Genomic DNA, 20321 nt, shown 5'->3' with positions numbered 1-20321 from the left:
AACGTTATTGCGGCATTATTGCTTGAGCATTTGTTTTCTACGCTTCTCACAAGGATTAGAACAGGAACAATCACTCTTTGCTATCCCGGGAATACTAGAAAGTCCACCACAACTGCCTTTTAACACCTTACTGTTAAATAACCAACCGATAGCTAATCCCAATACTGCCAGTAAAAAAATTAAAAAGGTTAAAAGGAAAATTTCCATCATTATTTACCGTTAGTCTTAGTAAATTCTAATATTTTCATGTTGCACTGCAAAAATATTTCATCTCGGTGAATTTTAAGATACTATTGCGCTGGGTCAAATCTTTGACCCATTTCCTCCTAGCGGTTCGGGGTGGATATCCACCCCGCTCTTTTTAGGATAATCAATAGATTGCACTATTAACGTGCATTACCCGCCAAAATCATCCAACAAGATATTCTCGCGCTCTACCCCTAAATCCAATAATGTCCGTACTACGGCAGCATTCATCATCGGTGGGCCACATAAATAATACTCGCATTCTTCTGGTGCAGGGTGATCTTTTAAATAATGCCGATAAAGTACATCATGAATAAATCCGACATACCCCTCCCAGTTATCTTCCGGCTGTGGCTCAGATAAACCCATATGCCATGTAAAATTTGGATTCTCGGCCGCTAGCTGGTCAAACTCATCAACATAGAAAGCTTCACGCAAACTCCGTGCACCGTACCAAAATGACATTTTACGGGTACTTTTCAAACGGCGTAATTGGTCATAAATATGTGAACGCATGGGCGCCATTCCCGCACCACCACCAATGAATACCATTTCATTATCGGTCTTACGGGCGAAAAATTCCCCGAATGGTCCAGAAACCGTCACCTTGTCACCCGGCTTCAGGTTGAAGATATACGACGACATTTTGCCTGCTGGTACATCGTTCTTGCCCGGTGGTGGCGTCGCAATCCGCACATTGAGCATCACAATGTCATCTTCTTCCGGGTAACTTGCCATCGAATAGGCACGCAACACGGGTTCTGTCACATGCGACTCAATGTCCCACAGCTTGTACTTATCCCAGTCATCGCGGAATTTTGGCGGAATATCAAAGCTGGAATACTTCAGGTCATACGGTGGGCATTCGATCTGGATATAACCACCCGCGCGGAAATCGATCTTCTCGCCCTTGGGCAGTTCCACCACCAGTTCCTTGATGAAGGTCGCCTTGTTATCGTTGGAGCGCACTGTGCATTCCCACTTTTTCACGCCGAACACATCTTCAGGGACTTCGATCTTCATGTCCTGCTTGACCGACACCTGACAAGCCAAACGCTCACCTTCTGCTGCCTGACGACGGTTAATGTGGCCTTCTTCGGTCGGCAGCAACGTACCGCCCCCTTCCAGCACCTTGACGCGGCATTGCGCACACGTACCGCCGCCGCCACAGGCCGACGATACGAACAGCCCTTTCTCCGCCAGCGCCCCCAGCAATTTGCTACCGGGTTTCACCACCAGATCCTTTTCGCCATTCACCAAAATGTGAATATCACCAGTAGCCACCAGCTTGGAACGTGCAAATAAAATGCCGTACACCAAACCAATGATCATCAGGGTAAACAACATTACCCCTAATAAAACGGTTGTCATTGCCTCACTCCTACAACTGGATGCCTGAGAAGGACATGAAGCCCAACGACATCAGCCCTACGGTAATGAAAATAATGCCCAAGCCTTGTAAACCGACTGGGACATCGCTGTATTTGAGGCGTTCACGCACACCTGCGAGCACCACGATAGCCAACATCCAGCTAAAGCCGCTGCCGAAACCGTAGACCACACTTTCGACGAAGGTGTAATCACGTTCCACCATAAACAGCGTACCGCCCAGAATTGCGCAGTTCACTGTAATCAAGGGTAAAAATACCCCCAAGGCTTGGTAGAGGGCTGGCACGTATTTATCCAGCACCATTTCCAGCACCTGTACAATCGCCGCAATGATGGCGATGTAACTGATCAGGCCGAGGAAACGTAGATCCACCCCTTGCAACAAGACGCTATCTTTCAAAAATACGTTCAGGATCAGGTTATTGGCGGGTACAGTAATCGCCTGCACAATCACCACGGCAATACCCAAACCCACCGCTGTTTCGATCTTTTTGGAGATGGCGATGAACGTACACATCCCCAAAAAGAAGGTCAGTGCCATGTTCTCAATGAACACGGACTTGATGAATAGACTTAATAACGCTTCCATATCAACGATTCCCCAAGCCATGTTTCTCGTGAATCTTAAAGTCGTGAACTTCACGCTGTTCTGGGTATTTGGTACGAATAATCCAAATCAACATTCCGATGATAAAGAAAGCGCTGGGTGGTAACAGCATCAGGCCATTCGGCACATACCAGCCACCGTTCTTGGTCAGGGTAAGGATTTCATAGCCCAGCAAAGAACCAGAACCAGATAACTCACGAATCACCGCCACCACGATCAGGATCAGGCTATAACCCAAGCCATTGCCAATACCATCGAGGAAACTCATCCCCACCGGGTTCTGCATGGCATAAGCTTCAGCCCGCCCCATGACGATACAGTTGGTGATGATCAGGCCGACGAAAACCGACAACTGTTTCGCCGTATCAAAGGCATAAGCTTTCATCAACTGGTCAACCACAATCACCAGCGAGGCAATGATGGTCATCTGTACAATAATGCGGATACTGCCAGGAATGTGGTGGCGAATGGCACTGATGGAAGCATTCGAGAATGCCGTGACCGTGGTCAATGCTGCCGCCATCAACAAGGCGGTTTTCAGGGAACTGGTGACAGCCAGTGCTGAACAGATACCCAGAATTTGCAAGGTAATCGGATTATTCGCCACCAAAGGGCTAGCAATCACATTACGGACTGCACTGTTCATGAAGCACCTCCCGGAAGACTTGTGCGGAATTGTTGCAGGTAAGGGCCAAAACCGTTTTCACCCAACCAGAAATGGATCAGGTTATCCACTCCAGTACTGGTCAGGGTCGCCCCGGAGAGCGCATCCACTTCATGTAACGCTTTCGGGTCGCCATCGGGAGCAGCACCTTTCATGACGCGAATGGCCACTTGCCCGTCAGCATTGAAAACCTGCTTGCCCGGCCATTTGGCTTTCCATGCCGGATTATCGACTTCACCGCCCAGACCGGGGGTTTCAGCATGTTCATAGAACCCCATACCCACGACGGTATTCGCATCCGCTTGCAGTGCGAGGAAACCGTACAAGGTTGACCACAAACCGTAACCGTGGATCGGCAGGATGACTTTTTCTACCTTGCCTTGTGGGTCTTTCACCAGATACACCGTGGCGTATTTGGCGCGGCGCTTGATCGAGGCAATGTCCTGTTCCTTGGTCAGCACCACGTTTTGCTTGGGGTCTACCGAAGCAGCACGCGCATCGAAGGTATTGGGATCAACACCCTCCACGTATTGCCCGGTTTGCAAATCAACCACTTTAGCTTCCACTTGTTTGAAAGCCTCTTCCACCGATTGACCGGGCTTCTCCAAGCCTGCGATTTGCAGGATATTGCGTTTTTTGTACAGCAGCTTGTTCACATCCTGTACTGGCTTCAAAGCCACTGCCGCCGTAGATACCGCAATGGAACACACCAAACACAACACCAGGGCAACCCCAATGGTTTTCACCTTGCTGTCGTTGGGCAATGCCAAAAATTGCTGAACCTTATTCATGATTTAGCCTCCCCAGCAGCCTGACGCTTGAGGCGGCGCTTGATATTGGCTTTCATCACCGTGTAATCCATCAACGGCGCGAACATATTGGCAAACAGGATGGCGAGCATCATGCCTTCCGGGAACGCGGGGTTGACCACACGAATCAGGACAACCATCACGCCGATCAGCACCCCGTACCACCAGCGCCCGCTATCGGTATGCGCCGCTGTTACCGGGTCAGTCGCCATGAACATCATGCCGAATGCAAACCCACCCGTGACCAAATGCCAGTACCACGGCATCGCAAACATCGGGTTGGTGTCACTGCCAATGGTATTGAACATAATCGCTGTCATGATCATGCCGAACATAACCCCGGACACAATTCGCCAGTTGGCAATTTTGGTGAACAACAGGAACGCACCACCAATAAAGATCGCCAGCGCCGAGGTTTCACCCAAAGAACCGGGTTCGATACCGATGAAAGCATCCCACCAGCTCAGCCCGCTGTTTGCCACGGCCTGCATACCGCCGGTCGCGGCGGTTGCCAGGGTGGTGGCACCGGAATAGCCATCCACTGCGACCCATACCGAATCACCGGACATGAAGGCCGGGTAAGCAAAGAACAGGAACGCACGCCCTGCCAGTGCCGGGTTAATGAAGTTTTTACCCGTACCCCCGAACACTTCCTTACCAAGAATAACCCCGAAGAGGATACCCATCCCCACCATCCACAACGGAATGTCCGGCGGCAGGATCAAGGAATACAGGATGGAGGTGACAAAGAAACCTTCGTTAACTTCATGCCCACGCACCAGCGCAAACACCACTTCCGCGATCCCACCCACAATGAAGGTGGTCATGTACACCGGCAGGAAATACAGCAGTCCATGGAAGACGTTATCGAAAAAGCTCTTCGGGTCGTAGCCGATCATGTCCATGATCACCCCACGCCAGCCTTCCGCGTGTTCCAGCCCCATGCCTTGCATTGCCAGATTCGCTTGATAGCCTGTATTGAAACAAGCCATGAACATCACCGGAAAAGTGGCCAGCCACACATACCCCATCACCCGTTTCAGGTCGAGTGCGTCGCGTACATGCGGCGCACCGATAGTACGGTTGGGTGGGCTGTACAGCAGAGTATCGACCATCTCAAACAGGCCGTAGTATTTATGATATTTACCGCCACGGGTGAACTTAGGTTCGACCTTATCCAGTAAGCGGCGCAGTTTATCTGACATGGTTACTCCCCCTTTTCCAGCATTCGCAGGCATTCGCGCAAGGCGGGGCCGTATTCGTATTTGCTGTGGCACACAAAAGTACACAGCGCGAGGTCGTCCTCATCCAATTCCAACGCACCGAGCTGTTGCGCCATCACCGTGTCACGTACCAGCAAGGAACGCAGCAATTGTGTCGGCAAAATATCCAGCGGCATCACTTCCTCGTAATTGCCCAGCGGCACCATTGCCCGATGGCTACCATTTTGCGAGGTTGTCATCGCGAATTGTTGCCCGCGCACACCAGGACTCAGGAACACATTCAAGAAGGAAAACTGTTTCAGCATCGGGTTCAACCAGTGCATAAACACACGCGGCTGACCTTCTGCCACTACTGCCACTTGCACGGTGTAACGCCCCAGATACGCACTCCAGCCCGCTGCACGGAACCCCGACAGCAAAGAACCGGCAATGACGCGACAAGCTTGGCAATCCAATTGCCCATCCACGATGTCATCCGTACTCGCGCACAAACGGGTACGCAGCAAACGCGGCTTCAACACTGTTGGTCCGGCCAAAGAAATAACACGATCCACGTACAACTTGCCGGTGGTAAACAGCTTGCCAATGGCAATTACGTCCTGATAACCGATATGCCACACAGTTTTGTGTTCGCTTACTGGGTCAAGAAAGTGAATATGCGTGCCTGGTAAACCCGCTGGATGCGGCCCAGAAAAGCCGGTGTAAGTGATATTACTCGCCACAAACAGAGGAAGCTCTGCACCATCTTTATGGTTAACGAACACTTTTGGCGCAAGCTTGGATAGTAACTGCAAACCGTGCTGAAACGCTTCACTTTCTGCATTGATAATAAGCAGTGGATCAGCCGCCATCGCGTAGGTATCTATCGCGGTCACGAAGATCGAAGCAGGGGTAGCATCAGCTTTGGGAACTTTGCTGTAAGGCCGTGTGCGGAAAGCAATCCACTGCCCAGAATCCAGCAATTGCTGTCGAATAGTAGCGGCATCGAGAGTCGACAATTGTGCAGGGGTATAAGCAGGGAAGGTAATGTCTTCTTCATCATCATCCAGCTCGATGACGACCGAGTTCAACACCCGTTTCGCGCCCCTGTTAATCTTCTTGACCACACCGCCGCCCGGTGAGGTGAAATTCACGCCCGGACTCTTGCGGTCAGTGAACAGGACTTGTCCACGTTTTACCCGATCCCCTTCCTGAACCTGCAACGCGGGGCGCAAGTCGTGGAAGTCTCGCCCCAATACGGCAACCGTCTGGGGGGCAGGATGTGCATAAACCGCTTGTTCCGGCTTACCTGTGATAGGCAAATCCAGACCTTTACTGATTTTCATGTGCTGCAACAACGCTCTTGAGGAGAAATGCACCTGCCGTCGTTGGCAGGTGCTGAAGATTGCAAATTATCATGAAATGTCGACAATGTTGCAAGCAAACATGCGAAATAATGCCACATTCAGCATTTAAGTATCAGTAAGTGTCAGCACTTCACACCAACAGACGCTGTACAAAGCAGGGCTGCAAGGATAATTGCAATTACCCTCAGCCTATTACACACTTTGCATACTTTATTTTTGAAATTCACGGTGCTGTCACCTATGCCTACGCAAATCGATGCTAACGCCTTCCTGTCGATGGAAATCCCCGCTATCACCCAACTACACGAAGAAGAGCGCGTTATGCTCAACGAGCTCCACACACTGCTAACCCAAGCGCCAACCGACATCACACTGATCGACACTCGCCTGGATGCATTACTCCAGCACACTACCGCGCATTTTGAGCAAGAAAATCGCAATATGCTGATCATTGATTTCCGCCCTTACCCGGTACACAAGGATGAACACGATATTGCGCTGGCGGATATGAAGGCCGCATTCGACCACTGGAAAACCAGTCGCGATATGCCCGCATTGCGCCAATATCTCGAAACAAACCTGACCGTCTGGCTGAAACAACACATTGCTACGATGGACATGATCACCGCTCGCTTCCTGAAAATGTATCAGGACAAAGGCGGCGCACTCGACTTCGCCTAAATCAATGACGTTGCTTACCCTACATTGCCACCCGGCGACACCTTGTACAGTGGTACAAGACTTGTGCGTAACGCTAGAACGCAGGGTGGATGGCAGTTTGCACCTGCAATACAGCTTACGCGGTGATCTTGCGCACATCCGCATTCCCGCACTGCAAACCCCCACCGCGACCGATAACTTATGGCAACACACCTGCTTTGAAGCATTCATCGGTGTACAGGGTGACAGCCGCTATCACGAATTCAATTTTTCGCCGTCGAGCCAATGGGCTGCGTATGCCTTCAGTGGCTACCGGGAAAAGCTGGAGTGGACGGGATGCACAGTGCACGTTACGCCACACACTGATCTTCAAGCCACTATCCCTGCCACCGCTTTCCCCCCTAACCCGCAAAGTAAACCGTTACAGCTAGCCTTGAGCGCTGTCATCGAAACCACAACAGGCGAAAAATCCTACTGGTCGTTGTATCATCCGACTGAACACCCGGATTTTCACCACCGTGATGGATTTATACATGAAATTTGGCCTTGACCGCTTTCTCACAGACGCCACTTTACGTACCCCACTCGCGGGCAAGCGTATTGCCCTGCTTGCACACCCTGCCTCGGTCACACCCGACCTGACGCACGCACTGGATGCTATCGCAGCCTTGCCTGACATCACCCTGAGCGCTGCTTTTGGCCCTCAACACGGCATCAAAGGCGACAAACAGGACAATATGATGGAATCGCCCGACTTCATCGACCCGCAGCACGGTATCCCGATTTTTAGCTTGTATGGCGAAGTGCGCCGACCCACCGATGCGATGATGGACACCTTTGACGTGCTGCTGGTGGACTTACAGGATTTGGGCTGCCGCATTTACACCTTCATCACCACCCTGCGCTACGTGCTGGAAGCCGCCACACAACACGGCAAAGCAGTGTGGGTGCTGGATCGCCCCAACCCAGCAGGCCGCCCGGTGGAAGGTTTAACCTTGCGGGCGGGCTGGGAAAGTTTCGTCGGCGCGGGAGCCATGCCCATGCGCCACGGCTTGACGATGGGTGAACTCGGCCTGTGGTTCATCCAGGAACTCAAGCTCCATCTCGAATACCGTGTGATTGGCATGGAAGGTTGGCGGCCGGACAAAGCCCCCGGCTACGGCTGGCCGCTCGGTAGGCGCGAATGGGTCAACCCCAGCCCCAACGCCCCCAACCTGTCGATGGCACGCTGTTACGCCGGAACCGTGATGCTGGAAGGTGCAACCCTCTCCGAAGGGCGCGGCACTACTCGACCGCTGGAACTGTTCGGCGCACCCGACATTGATGCCCGCGCCGTGATCAGCACCATGCAAACACTCGCCCCACACTGGTTGCAAGGCTGTATCCTGCGCGAATGCTGGTTCGAGCCGACCTTCCACAAGCACGCGGGCAAACTGTGTGCCGGGGTGCAAATCCATGTGGAAGCGCCGCATTACAACCACGCCGCCTTCCGCCCGTGGCGGGTGCAAGCGCTGGCGTTCAAAGCGATTCGCCAGCTCTACCCCGACTACGCACTTTGGCGCGATTTCCCTTACGAATACGCTTTCGGCAAGCTACCCATCGACGTTATCAACGGCTCGCCGCTACTGCGTGAATGGGTGGATGATCCGCAAGCTGTTCCCGCCGACCTGGATGCGCTGACCGTGCCAGATGAACAAGCATGGGAAGTCACCCGCCAGCCTTTCCTGCTGTACTGAGCAAACTATTGCTATTTGTCAGCCCCAATCAACTGCGCGAGATTCCACAAGCTCGGCACGTACTCCGTCGCTGCCCGTAGTGATATATCACTAGGGTTAGCTTTATGAGCAGCGTACAAACGGTGGTAGAAATTGGCGAAATTGGCTTCAATACCTTCGCTTTCCATATCAGCGATCATGCGTTTCACATTGCCTGCCCCCCAGTTGAATGCTGTAAAGGTCAGTAACCACGCATCACTTTCCGAAAACTTGGCGACATTGGCAAAATAGAAATGGTAGCGGTGTAAATGCACTTGCGCGGCCTGCGTGCTGAGAGTGGCATCGGCACGCAATTTGTTGATATTGGTGGTTTTCAGTCCATCAGGCACATAATCCAACGATTGGATTTCTTTTAAGACTTCCGGCGTGAATTGCCAGTAGCCGTAATCAGCGGATTTTTTACCTTTTTTACCATGCCACTGTGATTCAAGATACGCGATCAACAGGATGCTGTCGGGCATTCCCTGTAAATCTAACTTGGAAACGAACGGGTAAGAACGCACAAATGCATCATGGTAAATATTTGTACCGCTACCATTACGCCACATAATCTTATTTTTAACGCGCTTGGTAACAACGTCAAAATCCTTTTTACCCTTGCCGTGCAAAGCATTTTCTACAAAGAACGTAAATAACTTCTCATGTTTTTGCGCCAAATGCGTCAACGGTGATTCTGCCACGGGAACCCGGTAAGCAACCTTCTGCCAAGCAGGTTCAGCCGCACTTGCCCCTCCCATCCCCATGACAACAGCCCATAACATCAGCAGCAAACGCCGCCAAACAGCGACAGAAGAAAAGTAAATAAAGGCTTGGTGCAACATAACGTATCTTTCAGTATTTCAGGATAGCGTTATTCTAGTTGTATCTGCGTGGGATGCTCGTGCTATTTAGCGCCTTCAATCCGAAAAACTGCCGAATGTAAATTAGTCTTTGCTAAACTTTCCCATTAATAACCCCAATAACATAATCGTACACGCATGAAAACCTCAACCGAATACCGCCAACAATTTGAAGAATTGGTACATCGCGCTGAACAGGATATTGCACAGCACCCCACCACGTACAAGCGGCGTCTGCAAGGGCTGGCTTTACTTGGATATAGCGTTATCGGCGGGCTGTTAGCACTATTGCTACTACTGACAGGCGGAACGGTTTGGCTAGCCTTCACCAGCTCCGCCGTCTTATTGCTACTCTTAAAAAACAAACTAATTATCGTGTTGGGAGGGCTACTTTGGGTGGTCGGGCGCTCACTCTTGGTACGTATTCCCTCACCGACAGGCTATGCGTTAAAACCAACAGAATTCCCGCAACTTTGGTCGGAAGTCAATGCATTAAGCAAACAATTGGCAACACCCCCAATCCACACCATCATTCTCACGCCAGACATGAACGCCGCCATTGCTCAGACCCCACGACTGGGCATCATTGGCCCCCACCACAATACGCTGCTGGTCGGGTTAGAATTGTTGATGGCACTTTCCCCCTCACAAGCGCGAGCCGTTCTAGCACATGAACTTGCGCACTTGTCCGGCAATCACAGCAAATTTGCGGGCTGGATCTATCGAGTACGGCAAAGCTGGGCTCAAATTAGCCATGCTATTCAGCAAACCAATGCGTGGGGAACTGCGCCAATACGCTACTTTACGGAGTGGTATACCCCCTATTTTGCAGGCTACTCCTATGTATTGGCACGCAACAATGAATATGAAGCCGATGCAGTAGCAGGCAAACTAACATCCTGTCACACCACGGCTTCCGCCTTGATCGCCACCCATGTCTACGCGGCGTTTACTCAAGAACAGTTCTGGCAACCACTTTACCGTAAAGCTCACACACAAGCGCAGGCCGATCAAGCGACGTATAGCCAATTACAACAATTTTACCAGCAGCCACAACCACAGCATGAGGCGTTCAAGCACCACCTACGCACGGTGTTGACGCATAAAACCAACCCGTCAGATACCCACCCTGCCCTGATAGAGCGGCTCAAAGCACTCAAAGCCACCGGGCTACAAGAAGAAGCCGATGACCGCAAAGCCCTCCTATGGCTGGGTAGTGAAGCCAAACGTGTCATCCAACATTTTGACCAGCAATGGAGCCACGATAACAGTGTCGAATGGGAGGAATTTTACCAGCGTGCTCAAGCTGCCCAACAAACCATTGCCAGCCTATCCCAACGTGATGACCATACCCTGACAGCTGAGGAGCGTTGGCAACTCGCCAGCCTAACCGAACAATACCAACCGGATAAGGATGCGCTTTCTTTGTATTTGCAATACTCAGCCGACCAACCCGATGACAATGCGGCTGACCTTGCGATCGGGCGTTTGTTGCTGGCACAAAATGATGCTGATGGTATCCGTTATCTTGAAAAAGCCATGAAAAACCCGGCCTTGCGCGTTTACGCCGCTCATGAATGCTCACGTTATTACACCCTCCATCAACAACCTCAACAAGCCAACGCATGGCTGGTGAAGCTGGAAGCCGCCAACGACATGATGCACGAAGCCCAACAGGAACGCGCTCAACTTGACGATGTAGACATCTTGATTGCCCCAGAAGTGGTAGAAAAAGGTGGTTATGACTTCGAGCGCGAACTGCTCGGCACACTCAACCGCCATCAACACGTCAGCGAAGTCTGGGTAGCGCAAAAACAGGTGCGCAATTTCCCCCATGAGCCAGTATTCGTGCTAGCGGTAAAAATCAAAGGCTTTATCCTGAATGAAGAGCGCTTGCAGCAAGCCCTGCTCGAAACCTTGCAAAAAACCTCGCATAACGTGTTTGTGGTCAACAGCGTGACTCACAAAAAACTGGTAAAAAAAGTCATGGCCGTGGGTAAACAGTTGTATTAGATTACGCCCTCGATCACACCGGGAAATACCATGCAATTTGGCCTATGGCTAGCAATTGGCGGCACGGCCTTGTTTGCACTGAAGTCCATTTTCATCAAACTGGCTTACGCACACGGGGTGGATACCACCACCCTGCTAACCCTGCGCATGTTGCTGGCGCTACCGTTTTACGCGGTCATCCTCGGCTGGCTGCTGCGCAAACCGCAAACACTGAAACCCGTGCCACTGGAATTACTCACCTTGTTGGGGCTGGGTTTCATGGGCTATTACCTCGCCTCGTGGCTGGATATGGAAGGCTTGCAGCACATTTCCGCGCAACTCGAACGCCTGACGCTGTATACCTACCCGATCATGACTACCTTGCTAGGCTGGGTATTTTTGCAGGAAAAAATCACTTGGCGGATTGTATTGGCGCTGGTACTGACTTACAGCGGCATTGTGTTGCTGTATGCACACGAAGCGCAATGGAACGACGGCAATGCGCGGCTAGGCGTGATGTTGGTGACAATGGCAGCGCTTACCTTTGCGTGTTACGTGGTCTTCAGCAAACGCCTGATTGGCAAGCTGGGTAGCCTGTTATTCACTAGCATTGCCATGTTGGCGTCGACGTTATTCATCTTTGTGCACTTTCTGGCGACGCACGCCCTCGCGGATTTGGCAGTGCCCCTGCCGGTATGGGGTTATGCGGTGTTGTTATCAGTATTCAGCACGGTATTGCCGAGCTTTATGATCAGTGAAGCCATTGCGCGGATTGGTGCGGCGAAAACCAGCATAGTGGGTACAGTGGGACCCGTGTTTACGATCTTACTGGCGGTGTGGCTGTTGGGTGAACCGTTTGGCTGGTTCCATTTGGCGGGGATGGTATTGGTGATGTACGGAGTAAGTTTATTGCGGAAATAATCGGGGAGAATGAAGAGGGCGTATGCAATACGCCCCTACGAATATTGTTCCCGGTAGGGGCGTATTGCATACGCCCTCTTCCAAAAGGTTATTTCATCGTGACCAGTTCTTCGGCACTGACAGGGTGAATGGCGATGGTGTCGTCAAAGTCTTGCTTGGTTGCACCCATACGGATAGCAACGGCGAAACCTTGCATCATTTCATCCACACCCAAACCAATGGCGTGGCAGCCGACGATTTTTTCGTCTTCACCCACCACCACTAGCTTCATTGCCGTCTTGGCTTTGTGTTTGACGAAGGAATAATACATGGGGGTGAATTCGGTGCTGTACACCTTCACCGCGTCGCCGTATTTTTCCCGCGCGGCTTCTTCCGACAGACCAATCGTGCCAATCGGTGGATGCGTAAACATCACCGTGGGGATCAGGCTGTAATCGAGCTTACGGTCTTTCATGCCACCAAACAAACGGTCGCCGAGACGACGCCCTGCGGCAATTGCCACCGGGGTCAGTTGCACACCGCGCTTATTGATGATGTCACCAATCGCGTAAACACCGGGAACGCTGGTTTCCTGATAGTCATTTACGTCGATGAAACCACCGGGCGCAAGTGCCAAGCCAATGTTTTCCAGACCGAGGTCATCGGTGTTGTTCTTACGGCCAATCGCCCACAATAACTGGTCAACATCGCCCAGCGTGCTGCCATCGACGTACTGAATGCTCAGTTTGCCGTCAGCCTGCTTGTCGACGCTAGCAATCTTGCCGTGGTCATTGAAATGCACGCCATCGGCTTCCATTTGCGCACGCAAGGTTTTCTGCATCAGGCTGTCAAAACCGATCAACACCGGGAAACCCTGGTGCAGCATGTGGGTTTCTGAACCTAGCGCATTCAACACGCCCGCCAGTTCCAGTGCGATGTAACCGCCACCAACTACCGCCACTTTTTCAGGCTGTTCATCCAGCGCGAAAAAGCCGTCGGAGCTGATGCCGTGTTCCGCACCGGGAATATCCGTTGGCACCACCGGGCGACCACCCGTGGCAATCACGATGTGGTCAGCAGTGTAGGTTTCGCCGTTTACTTGCAGCGTTTTTGCATCGACAAACCGTGCCTGACCTTCGATCAGGTCAATGCCCGCTTCGCTGAGGAAGCTATCCAGATACCAGTCGTTGATGCCGCCGATCATGTTTTCGCGCTTCATCACCAGCTTGCCCCAATCGAGCTTGCCGGGAACCGTGGCGAAACCATAATCCTGCGCATCGTGTTGGGCATGAGCCAGATTCGCCGCGAACCACATGACCTTTTTCGGTACACAGCCACGGTTGACGCACGTACCGCCGAGGTCGTCGTTGACTTCCACCACGGCACATTTCGCGCCGTGCTTTGCGGCCTTTTCGACAACCGACAGGCCACCGCTACCGCCGCCAATGGCGATTAAATCGTAATGTTGGCTCATGCTATTCTCCGTAATTCTGAATGTTCCCTTCGACTACGCTCAGGGAACGAAACACCGTGGGCTGAGCGCAGCCGAAGCCTAACGTGCTTTCAACCACGCTTCCAGTTTGTCCGATCCGCCAATCAACTCACCGTTGATGAACACTTGTGGAACCATGTCCACGCCCGCAATGGCACGCAGGCTACGGTTGGTATAATCGCGGTTCAGTTCCATTTCGTCAAAATCAATTTGAGCATCATGCAACATGCCTTTGGCACGGGCGCAGAATGGGCAACCTTGACGGGTGAATACGGTAACATCCAGCGGTGCTTGTTCATTCGGTGCAATGTAAGCCAGCATAGTATCCGCATCGGATACTTCAAACGGGTCGCCCGGCTTATTAGGTTCGATGAACATTTTCTCAACCACGCCGTCTTTCACCAGCATGGAATAACGCCATGAACGCTTGCCGAAACCGATGTCGTTCTTGTCGACCAACAGACCCATGCCGTCGGTGAAGTCACCGTTACCGTCCGGGATGAAGGTGATTTTGTCGGCTTTCTGGTCAACTTTCCACTCGTTCATAACGAAAGTATCGTTGACCGACATGCAGATGATTTCATCGACACCCAGCTTCTTGAAGGTATCCGCCATCTGGTTGTAACGCGGTACGTGCGTAGACGAACAAGTCGGGGTAAATGCGCCCGGCAGCGAGAAAACGATCACGGTCTTGCCCGCAAACAGGTCGGCACTTTGCACATCAACCCACGCATTGTTTTGGCGAGTACGGAATGTAACGTTAGGAATACGTTGACCTTCTTTATTTTCAAACATGGTTGATCTCCTTTTGAGAAAAAACAATTTAACAATTACGTAACAATCTATAAAACTGATTGGAATGGGCGCAGTATAAGGAGATGTTAATGCATTTAACAGCAGATTGTTTCTAACGTTATGTTCGGTTTATTCGATCAAGCCTAGCAATGTTTGCAAGAGGGCTTCCGGTTCAAAAGGTTTCGAGATGTGAGTATTCATACCTGCCGCCAAACAACGCTCTTTTTCTTCGAGCATGGCATTTGCGGTCAACGCGATGATGGGGAGGCGAACAAAACGCGCATGGCTGCGGATCAAGCGGGTCGCTTCATAACCATCCATAACGGGCATCTGAATATCCATTAACACCACGTCATACAACGGTTCACCGGCCGTCAGAATCTTCTCAACACCCTCTTGCCCATTATCGGCGCAATCGACAACAGCACCGTATTGGCTAAGAATTTCCGAGGCAATCAACTGATTAATGGGGTTATCTTCCACCACCAGAATCCGCTTGCCCCGCAAACAGAGAGACGTATCAACGGCAACGGTGCTTAGCAAGCTTTCCTCTGAAGTCGACTGATTCAGCAGTTTATACAAATCCTTGGGTAACACTGGCTTAGGAAGGAAATGGTCAATATTCTGTTGCCCGTACAACTGGTGAATTTGTGCAATGTCATAAGCCGATACCACCACAATTAACGGTGGCTTCTCAAGGCGTAAACCTTTGATTACATTAATCAATTCCGCACCACTAACGCCAGGCATCATCCAATCGATAAACACCATATCATACGACACCCCCACTTGCTGAAGCATCGTGAGTGCGACAGCACCTGACTCAGTATCTTCACAATCCATCCCCCCCTGTTTTAGCAAATGGCAAAGCACAGAACGGGCAGGCTTATGGTCATCAACCACTAAAGCCCTGCGTCTAGGTGCCGAACGAGTAGGCAAACTTTTGATCGATTGACCGTCATGTTCCAACGTCAGGTTAAAGGAAAAACGGGAGCCTCGACCCACTTCACTACTAACACTAACCTCCCCCCCCATCAGATCAAGGAGTCGCTTCACAATACTTAGCCCTAACCCTGTTCCCCCATAACGACGTGTTGTCGAATCATCAGCCTGAGAGAACTCCTGAAACAGGCTATTCACCACATCGGCATTCATACCAATGCCATTATCCTCAATGCAAAAACGCAAGTGGCTAGCCGTATCACTACGTTCCAGCTCATCGATACACAGCAGCACATAGCCATCGTGCGTAAATTTCACGCCATTAGTCAAAAGATTCGTCAGAATCTGCTCCAAACGTAAAGGGTCACCCCAAAATGTCCCCTGTTCGCCCATCAAACAGGTGCTACGCAAATCCAATAACAACTCGATACCTTTTTCCAATGCGCGTTGCCGTTGCAGCGTCAACACGCTACTCACCACATCCTCTAGTCGGAAAGAGGTCTTTTCCAACACCAGCTTGCCCGCCTCGATCTTGGAGAAATCTAGAATATCGTTGATGATACGCAACAACGACTGGGCTGCATTTTGTATCTGAGAAATGTAATCGTGTTGACGCTGATCCAATGGCGTACTGAGAGCAAGGTAACTCATCCCGATAATGGCATTCATTGGTGTACGGATTTCATGGCTCATATTGGCCAAAAACAGGCTTTTCGCCTTACTCGCGTCCTCAGCTTTGGCGGCCATTGCAAACGAGTGAGCGGTCGCCTGCTCCAACTTGACATTCGTTTCCCGCAAAATCGCTTCCGAACGATGACGCATAATAGCCGATCCTACCGAAGCCGCCATGGATGTCAGAATAGCCTGCTCCTCTGCCCCCCAAGCATAATCCACTTGGCAATTATCAAAACCGATAAAGCCCCAGAATTGCCCAGCCACACAGACAGGCACGACCATAAGGGACACAATATTACGTGGCAACAGCCTCAAGCGCTCATGTTCTGGAAAATCAGCGACAGCCCCAACAACAACCTTCCCCTGTGATAACAACTCAAACCAACGCGAGAAATGCCTATCAAAGGGAATATTTTGTAATGCTGCATTATTTATCTGAAAATGCGCCGAACCCAAACGCCACTCATAGCGCTGACTCATCAACCGCTTACCTGTCACCGGCGCAACATGGCTTTCAAACAAATATACGCGATCTTGTCTAGTTGCAACTCCTATAGCCGCTAATGCTTGCTGTACAGCATTATCAATACAAGGTTCTGATAATAATGCCTGTACTGCCGTCGCAACCGCCTGAAGCAAGGCATCCTTACGCAACACCATCTGCTCAGTATGTTTACGTTCGGTAATATCACGCCCGGTTTCCAGAATATATTCAGGTCGCCCCTGCGCATCACGAATCAGCCGATGCTCGCTGCTGCACCAATACCGACTACCATCCTTGCGAATAACCTCCAACGTCACATCAAAAGCAATGGCCAGTTGTGGGTCTGCCAAGCGTTCTGGCGCAAGATTTTCCGCCACCACCTGCGTCAGGTGCGCATAAGAATCAGGGGTCATGAAATGAGACAACGGCAAACTAGCCATTTCTTCGGCACTATACCCAATCCGCCGAGCGAGCGAAGGCGTCGCATACAACGGCTTAAGGTCAAGATCGAGAATGCCAATATAATCGTGCATGTTTTCGGTGATGAGATTGAACAGCCGGGTTTGCTCTTGCGATGCTTTTTCTGCCTGCTTACGTTCAGTGATATCCCTGACATCGACAACAATTTTACACCCATCTTCGTGCCGATTCAGAGAAGCAATGAAACAACGCTGTTCACCTGCCATTACCAACACATATTCGTACCGCAGGTTCTCACCGGTTTGCCTGACCTGCGCGGCACAAAGTTGATAACGTTCGCTAATATCGGGTGGCAACACGACACTAATAGACTTCCCTAGAAGCTCAGCAGGCGGCAGCAATAGCATATGAGCAGAACGACAATGCACATCCAGCACCCGATCATCCTCATCCAGCACCAAGACCAGGTCACTCATCGCGGAAAGCAATATTTGGTAACGCTCTTCACTTTTACGCAGTGCTTGTTGAGTTTGCTCTCGCAATGCCAGCAGATCATGACATATCGAAGATTCGCCAGCATTTTTTGCCGAGGCACACAGGATTTCTGAAGAGCTGTTCATTAATTGATTCGACTCTGTTTTATTGTTTTTTTAATGGGTTAGTACAGCATACCCTATAAAATGCGCTGCCTCCATACGATTCCGACCAATGCCATTAACAACCACACAAAGGAACACGTCCCAATACAAACCAGCAACTATTTGACTTTCGGCAGCCCTATCCCCCGCCAAAGGCGCTAGACTATAAAGGTCGCAGCAAGAAAGCAGAGACGACCATGCAACACTTCCTCACTCGAGCAGATTTCCCTCATCTGCTGACCTCGCTACAAGCAGAAGGCCACCACTGCATCGCGCCACAAGTGCGTCACGGTGCCATCGTCTTTGATACACTGGAACAGGTTTCACAACTTCCCACAGGCTGGCAAGATACCCAGCAACCCGGTCATTACCGCCTGCACCAGACCGGCTCGCCCTATTGGTTCGACTGGGCGAACGGTGCTGCCGCCATCAAGCCGCACACTTTCGCACCGCAGGAAAACCTGTGGAAAGTGGTGCGCGACGAATCCGGCAGGCTGCATTTCAAAACCATTCTGCCCAAGCCGCAGAAAATCGCCATCCTTGGCGTGCGTGCCTGTGACTTGGCGGCACTGGCCTTGCAAGATCAGCATTTCCTGCACGGTGAATACCCCGACCCGTATTACCAGCAACGCCGTGACAACCTGCTGCTGATCGGGGTGAATTGCACCCATGCCGCCGCCACCTGTTTCTGCGTATCCACTGGCGACGGCCCGGTCATCCGCAGCGGTTACGACTTGCTCCTCAGTGAAATTGACGACGGCTTTGTGCTGGAAATCGGCTCGGAACGCGGCGAACACCTCGCCAAACAACTCCCCCTGCACGCAGCCAGCGCCACACAGCAGGCCACCGCCCAACAACGGATGCAAGCTGCCACCCAACAATCCCGCACCCTGCCGGAAAAGCCACCGCTGTACGACCTGCTCCAGCACCCGCACTGGGAAGATGTCGGCGCTCGCTGTATCGCTTGCGGCAACTGCACCAGCGTTTGCCCCACCTGTTTCTGCCATCAGGAAGTGGAACGCCCAGCGCTGGATGGCAATAGCAGCACCCACGAACGCTTGTGGAATTCCTGCTTTGACCCCAGCCACAGCCATATTCACGGCGGCGCAGTGCGGCGTACCCACAAGGATTATTACCGCCAATGGCTGACGCACAAACTGGCAGGCTGGCACGAACAGTTCGGGCGCAGCGGCTGCACGGGTTGCGGGCGTTGCATGACTTGGTGTCCGGTCGGGATTGATTTGACGGCAGAAGTGGGGAGTTTAACCGCATGAATAACGCTTACTTGCCACACGAGGCTGAAATCGTCGCACGCATTCAGGAAGCGCCGGACATTTTCACCCTGCGCCTGCAATTTACTAACCCGGAGCTGCAAGCCAATTACAGCTTCGAGCCGGGGCAATTCAATATGCTTTACCTGCATGGCGTGGGTGAAGTGCCGATCTCGATCGTGTCCGACCCGGAAAACGCCAACCTGTACGACCACACCATCCGCGTGGTCGGGCGCGTTACCAAGGCGATGGCGGCACTGCAACAGGGTGATTACATTGGTGTGCGTGGCCCCTACGGGCGAGGCTGGCCAATGGCGGAAGCCGAAGGCCGCGACGTGGTGCTGATCACGGGCGGCTTGGGCTGTGCGCCGGTGGTGTCGGTGATCAATTATGTGTTGCAACGCCGTGAACGTTTTGGGCGACTGGTCATTATGCAAGGCGTGAAACATTCCAACGACCTGATCTGGCGCGAACAATACGCCGCGTGGAGCAAATTGCCCGACACCCAAATCCTGCTGGCGGCGAATGAAACCACCCCGCACTGGGCATTCGACAGCGGTTTCGTCACCGACCTGCTGGATAAGGCCAACTTCGAGGCCGACAATGCCAGCGCCATGCTGTGCGGCCCTGAAATCATGATGCAAGTCGCCAGCCAACGCCTGTTGGAAAAGCACGTGGCGGCAGACGACATCTGGCTGAGCATGGAACGCAATATGCACTGCGCCGTCGGGCACTGCGGGCATTGCCAGTTCGGCGGGCAATTCATCTGTAAAGATGGCCCGGTGTTTCCACTGCCCGCCATCAGCCACCTGTTAGGGGTGAAGGGGTTTTAACTTGACTACTCCCCACGGCTAAAGCCGGGGGATTCCTAATTCACCGAGAACAGGACGACGACACCGAAATGCCATCGCCACTAACATTCTCTCCAAAGGCTAACACCGCCAGCCCGGCGGCTAAAATGTTACGTGCTGCATTCACGTCACGGTCGTGGGTTGTGCCGCATTCGGGGCACTCCCACGATCGCACGTCCAGCGGCATGTTTTCTTTCACGAACCCACAGCAGGAACAGCGTTTAGTGGACGGGAAGAATCTCCCTATCTCAACGTATGTCCTCCCGTACCAGCCAGCTTTGTACGCAAGCTGGCGAGTGAACT

At 51.9% G+C, this 20321-nt stretch carries 19 protein-coding genes; 7 read left to right on the top strand and 12 right to left on the bottom strand.

Going from position 1 to position 20321, the window contains the following annotated elements; all coding sequences use genetic code 11:
- Positions 1-15 precede the first annotated feature (15 nt).
- The 7 genes from nqrM to Q394_RS0112330 form a co-directional block, all read right to left on the bottom strand.
- Positions 16-207 (bottom strand): (Na+)-NQR maturation NqrM, encoded by a 192-nt coding sequence (gene nqrM / locus Q394_RS21980; RefSeq protein ID WP_084260462.1) that lies wholly within the window; start codon positions 205-207, stop codon positions 16-18.
- 189 nt (positions 208-396) lie between these two features.
- Positions 397-1617 (bottom strand): NADH:ubiquinone reductase (Na(+)-transporting) subunit F, encoded by a 1221-nt coding sequence (gene nqrF, locus Q394_RS0112355; protein WP_028489552.1) that lies wholly within the window; start codon positions 1615-1617, stop codon positions 397-399.
- Positions 1618-1627: 10 nt separating this feature from the next.
- Complete coding sequence (gene nqrE, locus Q394_RS0112350) at positions 1628-2224, bottom strand: NADH:ubiquinone reductase (Na(+)-transporting) subunit E (RefSeq protein ID WP_028489551.1); 597 nt, start codon at positions 2222-2224, stop codon at positions 1628-1630.
- A 1-nt stretch (position 2225) separates the two neighbouring features.
- A complete protein-coding gene (locus Q394_RS0112345; protein ID WP_028489550.1) occupies positions 2226-2888 on the bottom strand; it encodes an NADH:ubiquinone reductase (Na(+)-transporting) subunit D in 663 nt (220 codons plus the stop codon).
- Complete coding sequence (locus Q394_RS0112340) at positions 2885-3697, bottom strand: Na(+)-translocating NADH-quinone reductase subunit C (protein ID WP_084260456.1); 813 nt, start codon at positions 3695-3697, stop codon at positions 2885-2887. The genes Q394_RS0112345 and Q394_RS0112340 overlap by 4 nt, the downstream gene beginning before the upstream one ends.
- Positions 3694-4920, bottom strand: a complete 1227-nt coding sequence (locus tag Q394_RS0112335) for an NADH:ubiquinone reductase (Na(+)-transporting) subunit B (RefSeq protein WP_028489548.1) — start codon at positions 4918-4920, stop codon at positions 3694-3696. Before Q394_RS0112335 ends, Q394_RS0112340 begins: the two co-directional genes overlap by 4 nt.
- A 2-nt stretch (positions 4921-4922) precedes the next feature.
- On the bottom strand, positions 4923-6263 hold the full coding sequence (locus tag Q394_RS0112330; RefSeq protein ID WP_028489547.1) for a Na(+)-translocating NADH-quinone reductase subunit A: 1341 nt from the start codon (positions 6261-6263) through the stop codon (positions 4923-4925).
- Positions 6264-6524: 261 nt separating this feature from the next.
- On the opposite strand from Q394_RS0112330, the gene Q394_RS21540 reads away from it, so the two are divergent.
- The 3 genes from Q394_RS21540 to Q394_RS0112315 are packed head-to-tail and all read left to right on the top strand — an operon-like array spanning position 6525 to position 8680.
- The gene (locus Q394_RS21540; RefSeq protein WP_156946863.1) at positions 6525-6965 is read left to right on the top strand and encodes a bacteriohemerythrin; all 441 of its coding nucleotides are present in this window, start codon (positions 6525-6527) and stop codon (positions 6963-6965) included.
- 4 nt (positions 6966-6969) lie between these two features.
- Positions 6970-7494 (top strand): DOMON-like domain-containing protein, encoded by a 525-nt coding sequence (locus tag Q394_RS0112320; RefSeq protein ID WP_028489546.1) that lies wholly within the window; start codon positions 6970-6972, stop codon positions 7492-7494.
- Positions 7478-8680, top strand: a complete 1203-nt coding sequence (locus Q394_RS0112315) for an exo-beta-N-acetylmuramidase NamZ family protein (RefSeq protein ID WP_211248809.1) — start codon at positions 7478-7480, stop codon at positions 8678-8680. The genes Q394_RS0112320 and Q394_RS0112315 overlap by 17 nt, the downstream gene beginning before the upstream one ends.
- An 11-nt stretch (positions 8681-8691) precedes the next feature.
- Here Q394_RS0112315 and Q394_RS0112310 read toward each other — a convergent pair whose 3' ends face one another.
- Positions 8692-9540, bottom strand: a complete 849-nt coding sequence (locus tag Q394_RS0112310) for a transglycosylase SLT domain-containing protein (RefSeq protein WP_051543386.1) — start codon at positions 9538-9540, stop codon at positions 8692-8694.
- A gap of 156 nt (positions 9541-9696) precedes the next feature.
- Between Q394_RS0112310 and Q394_RS0112305 the strand changes: the two genes are divergently transcribed.
- Both Q394_RS0112305 and Q394_RS0112300 read left to right on the top strand, forming a co-directional pair.
- On the top strand, positions 9697-11571 hold the full coding sequence (locus Q394_RS0112305; RefSeq protein ID WP_028489543.1) for a M48 family metallopeptidase: 1875 nt from the start codon (positions 9697-9699) through the stop codon (positions 11569-11571).
- 30 nt (positions 11572-11601) lie between these two features.
- Positions 11602-12471: a DMT family transporter gene (locus tag Q394_RS0112300; protein ID WP_051543384.1), complete on the top strand. Its 870-nt coding sequence runs from the start codon at positions 11602-11604 to the stop codon at positions 12469-12471.
- 88 nt (positions 12472-12559) lie between these two features.
- Here the strand turns inward: Q394_RS0112300 and gorA are convergent, their stop codons facing one another.
- The 3 genes from gorA to Q394_RS21535 form a co-directional block, all read right to left on the bottom strand.
- Complete coding sequence (gene gorA / locus Q394_RS0112295; RefSeq protein ID WP_028489541.1) at positions 12560-13924, bottom strand: glutathione-disulfide reductase; 1365 nt, start codon at positions 13922-13924, stop codon at positions 12560-12562.
- A gap of 78 nt (positions 13925-14002) precedes the next feature.
- A complete protein-coding gene (locus Q394_RS0112290; protein ID WP_028489540.1) occupies positions 14003-14737 on the bottom strand; it encodes a glutathione peroxidase in 735 nt (244 codons plus the stop codon).
- A gap of 129 nt (positions 14738-14866) precedes the next feature.
- Positions 14867-17878: a PAS domain-containing hybrid sensor histidine kinase/response regulator gene (locus tag Q394_RS21535; protein WP_051543382.1), complete on the bottom strand. Its 3012-nt coding sequence runs from the start codon at positions 17876-17878 to the stop codon at positions 14867-14869.
- A gap of 215 nt (positions 17879-18093) precedes the next feature.
- Here Q394_RS21535 and Q394_RS0112280 point away from each other — a divergent pair, with 215 nt between their 5' ends.
- Together Q394_RS0112280 and Q394_RS0112275 are read left to right on the top strand one after the other, a co-directional pair.
- The gene (locus Q394_RS0112280) at positions 18094-19170 is read left to right on the top strand and encodes a 4Fe-4S dicluster domain-containing protein (protein WP_028489539.1); all 1077 of its coding nucleotides are present in this window, start codon (positions 18094-18096) and stop codon (positions 19168-19170) included.
- Positions 19167-20000, top strand: a complete 834-nt coding sequence (locus tag Q394_RS0112275) for an FAD/NAD(P)-binding protein (protein ID WP_028489538.1) — start codon at positions 19167-19169, stop codon at positions 19998-20000. The genes Q394_RS0112280 and Q394_RS0112275 overlap by 4 nt, the downstream gene beginning before the upstream one ends.
- 40 nt (positions 20001-20040) lie before the next feature.
- Here the strand turns inward: Q394_RS0112275 and Q394_RS21975 are convergent.
- Positions 20041-20321 (bottom strand): zinc ribbon domain-containing protein (locus tag Q394_RS21975; RefSeq protein WP_156946862.1); only part of this gene is annotated, 281 nt, incomplete at its 5' end.

The organism is Thiothrix lacustris DSM 21227 (genome assembly GCF_000621325.1).
Classification (GTDB): domain Bacteria; phylum Pseudomonadota; class Gammaproteobacteria; order Thiotrichales; family Thiotrichaceae; genus Thiothrix; species Thiothrix lacustris.
The sequence above is the reverse complement of the archived record's forward strand: the minus strand, read 5'-3'. Positions and strand labels throughout refer to the sequence as shown.

Bases quoted from the DNA above. Each gene is read 5' to 3' on its own strand.
- Q394_RS0112310 (WP_051543386.1), bottom strand. From the start codon at position 9,540: ATGTTGCACCAAGCCTTTATTTACTTTTCTTCTGTCGCTGTTTGGCGG.
- Q394_RS21535 (WP_051543382.1), bottom strand. From the start codon at position 17,878: ATGAACAGCTCTTCAGAAATCCTGTGTGCCTCGGCAAAAAATGCTGGC.
- gorA (WP_028489541.1), bottom strand. From the start codon at position 13,924: ATGAGCCAACATTACGATTTAATCGCCATTGGCGGCGGTAGCGGTGGC.
- Q394_RS21540 (WP_156946863.1), top strand. From the start codon at position 6,525: ATGCCTACGCAAATCGATGCTAACGCCTTCCTGTCGATGGAAATCCCC.
- Q394_RS0112275 (WP_028489538.1), top strand. From the start codon at position 19,167: ATGAATAACGCTTACTTGCCACACGAGGCTGAAATCGTCGCACGCATT.
- Q394_RS0112280 (WP_028489539.1), top strand. From the start codon at position 18,094: ATGCAACACTTCCTCACTCGAGCAGATTTCCCTCATCTGCTGACCTCG.
- Q394_RS0112300 (WP_051543384.1), top strand. From the start codon at position 11,602: ATGCAATTTGGCCTATGGCTAGCAATTGGCGGCACGGCCTTGTTTGCA.
- Q394_RS0112290 (WP_028489540.1), bottom strand. From the start codon at position 14,737: ATGTTTGAAAATAAAGAAGGTCAACGTATTCCTAACGTTACATTCCGT.
- Q394_RS0112345 (WP_028489550.1), bottom strand. From the start codon at position 2,888: ATGAACAGTGCAGTCCGTAATGTGATTGCTAGCCCTTTGGTGGCGAAT.
- nqrE (WP_028489551.1), bottom strand. From the start codon at position 2,224: ATGGAAGCGTTATTAAGTCTATTCATCAAGTCCGTGTTCATTGAGAAC.
- Q394_RS0112340 (WP_084260456.1), bottom strand. From the start codon at position 3,697: ATGAATAAGGTTCAGCAATTTTTGGCATTGCCCAACGACAGCAAGGTG.
- nqrF (WP_028489552.1), bottom strand. From the start codon at position 1,617: ATGACAACCGTTTTATTAGGGGTAATGTTGTTTACCCTGATGATCATT.
- Q394_RS0112335 (WP_028489548.1), bottom strand. From the start codon at position 4,920: ATGTCAGATAAACTGCGCCGCTTACTGGATAAGGTCGAACCTAAGTTC.
- nqrM (WP_084260462.1), bottom strand. From the start codon at position 207: ATGGAAATTTTCCTTTTAACCTTTTTAATTTTTTTACTGGCAGTATTG.
- Q394_RS0112320 (WP_028489546.1), top strand. From the start codon at position 6,970: ATGACGTTGCTTACCCTACATTGCCACCCGGCGACACCTTGTACAGTG.
- Q394_RS0112305 (WP_028489543.1), top strand. From the start codon at position 9,697: ATGAAAACCTCAACCGAATACCGCCAACAATTTGAAGAATTGGTACAT.
- Q394_RS0112315 (WP_211248809.1), top strand. From the start codon at position 7,478: ATGAAATTTGGCCTTGACCGCTTTCTCACAGACGCCACTTTACGTACC.
- Q394_RS0112330 (WP_028489547.1), bottom strand. From the start codon at position 6,263: ATGAAAATCAGTAAAGGTCTGGATTTGCCTATCACAGGTAAGCCGGAA.